The sequence below is a fragment of the Nocardia sp. NPDC058497 genome (assembly GCF_042720195.1).
GTDB lineage: Bacteria > Actinomycetota > Actinomycetes > Mycobacteriales > Mycobacteriaceae > Nocardia.
This window is the reverse complement of record NZ_JBHXMY010000755.1, coordinates 1-2,418: the sequence shown is the minus strand read 5'-3', so window position 1 is coordinate 2,418 and position 2,418 is coordinate 1. Positions and strand designations below refer to the sequence as shown.

Sequence of the window (2,418 nt, the reverse complement as noted above, 5' to 3'; positions counted from 1 at the left end):
CCTCGAACACCGTGCGCAGACTTTCGTGGCGGGCAACCACATCGCTGAACGCCGCGACCATGGCCGCGACGTCCACGTCGCCGCGCAGCCGTGCCGCCATCGGGATGTTGTACGTCGCGGACGGACCCTCGTACCGGTGGATGAACCACAGGCGGTTCTGCGCGTAGGACAGTGGGATCCGCGCCGGTCGCTGCTGTGGGACCAGTGCGGGCCGCGCCACACCGCTCGCCGCGAGCCGCGGTATCAGTTCGGCGACCGTCGGCGCCTCGAAGATCGTCCGGATCGGCAGCTCGGCCCCGAGCGCCGTGCGGATCCGGGCGACGAGCCCGGTCGCCAGCAGAGAGTCCCCACCGAGGTCGAAGAATCGGTCGTCGAGGCCGACCCGGTCGGGCGCGCGGCCGAGTACCTCGGCGAACACGCCAACCAGCTCTCGTTCCAGGCTGGTGCGCGGCGGCCGGTACGCCGCGGCTCTGAACTCCGGTTTCGGCAGCGCGTTCCGGTCGATCTTGCCGTTGCCCGTGATCGGCATCACCGCCAGCACCATCACCACCGCGGGCACCATGTAGGCAGGCAGCACGGACGCCACCGATGCCACGACCTCGGGCCCATCGAGGTTCTCGCCCGCCTCGGGCACCACGTAGCCGACGAGATGTTCGATTCCGGCGTCGACGCGGACTTCGGCAACCGCCTGCGCCACCCGCTCGTGCCGCAGCAGCGCCGCCTCCACCTCACCGAGCTCGATCCGCCGACCCCGCAGCTTCACCTGAAGGTCGGCCCGTCCGACGTACTCGAGCCGCGGTGCCGCGGCCCCGTTGCCCATGGCGGTCGTCCACCGCATCAGATCGCCGGTCCGGTACATCCGCTGTCCCACCGCACCGAACGGATCCGCCACGAACCGGGCCGCGGTCGCCGCGAACCGGCGGTGATACCCGCGAGCGAGAGCCGGTCCCGACAGGTAGAGCTCCCCGACGACGCCGACGGGCACCGGACGCAGGCGTGCATCGAGCACGAGCGCCTGGAATCCGCGTCCGGGACTGCCCAGTGTCACGTCGTCGCCGGGGTGCAGATCGATGGTCGTCGCCTGCACCGCCGTCTCGCTGGGGCCGTATCCGTTGACCATGCGCCGCCCCGGCGCCCACCGTTCCACCAGACTCGGCGGGCATGCCTCGCCCCCGACGCTCACAAAGGCGAGGTCGTCCAGGTCCGTCGGATCGAGGGTGGCCAGGACAGCGGGCGTGGTACACCAGTGGGTGATTCGCTCGGCGGCGAGCAACCGGGCGAGTTCGGCGCCGCCGTACACCCCGGGCGGCGCGATGACCTGGTGAGCCCCGGCGCCGAACGCGACGAGCAGCTCGAACACGGCCAGATCGAAACTCGGTGAGGCGCCGTGCCATACCCGGGCCCCGGCATCGGCCAATGTCGTCGCGTGCGCGACGAGATTCGCCAGTCCCCGATGGGTGATCACCACTCCCTTCGGCGTTCCCGTCGACCCCGAGGTGTAGATCAGGTACGCCGGATGATCCGGCCGCAGGGTGGCCGTCCGGTCCGCGTCGGTCACCGCTGTCGACGGCTGCGCGAGCGTTTGCCCCACCTGGGGATCATCGAGCACTACCCACGGAATACTTCCCGGCATCCGATCGCGCTCGGCCGCGACCGTAAGGCCGAGCACAGCACCGCAATCGTCCAGCATGACCGCGATCCGCTCGGCGGGAAAGGTGGTATCCATCGGCACGAACGCCGCGCCGGTCTTGGCTACCGCCCATACCGCCAGCACCGATTCGACCGACCGCGGCATGCCGATCGCGATGAAGCGTTCCGGACCCGCGCCGAGGCCGATCAGCAGCCGCGCCAACCGGTCCGACTGCTCGTCGAGCGTTCGATAGGAGATTCGGAGATCCCCGCACGATATCGCCGTTTCCGCCGGATCCGCGCCCGCCGCGGCAGCCAGGATCTCGGGCAGAAGCCGCGGCGGGACCCCGGGCGCACCACGGACCGGCACCAAGGTCTGCCGCTCGGCAGGGTCGAGCAGATCGATGTCACCGACCCGCACGGACCCCTCCGTCGTCATCGACACCAGAATCCGTGTCCACCGATTCGCGAATCCCCGGACGATCTCTTCGTCGAACAGATCGGTCCGATACCGCACTCCCACGCTCATGCCGGCGGCGCGGCCGTCTCCATCCCGGTGCTCGGTCACGGAGAACTGGAGGTCCGCCGTGCCGAGGTCGTCGCACAGGGTCGCCGCGACCGTCTCGGTCGCGACGGGGGGCGCCTGGCGGCCGACATGATCCTCGAATGTCACCCGGAACAGTGGTGGGGGGGGGGCCCCCGCCGCCCCCCCCCCGGCCGGGGCGGGGGGGGGCGCCCGCCACGGGCTCCACCGGAGTCGCGAGGATACCGTCGGGGTCGCTCGAGGCG

At 71.0% G+C, this 2,418-nt stretch carries 1 protein-coding gene; it reads right to left on the bottom strand.

Annotated features, from left to right (window positions below; genetic code table 11):
- On the bottom strand, positions 1–2,302 hold a 2,302-nt coding region (locus tag ACFWPJ_RS30485), incomplete at its 3' end, for an amino acid adenylation domain-containing protein (RefSeq protein WP_378856618.1).
- Positions 2,303–2,418 lie beyond the last annotated feature (116 nt).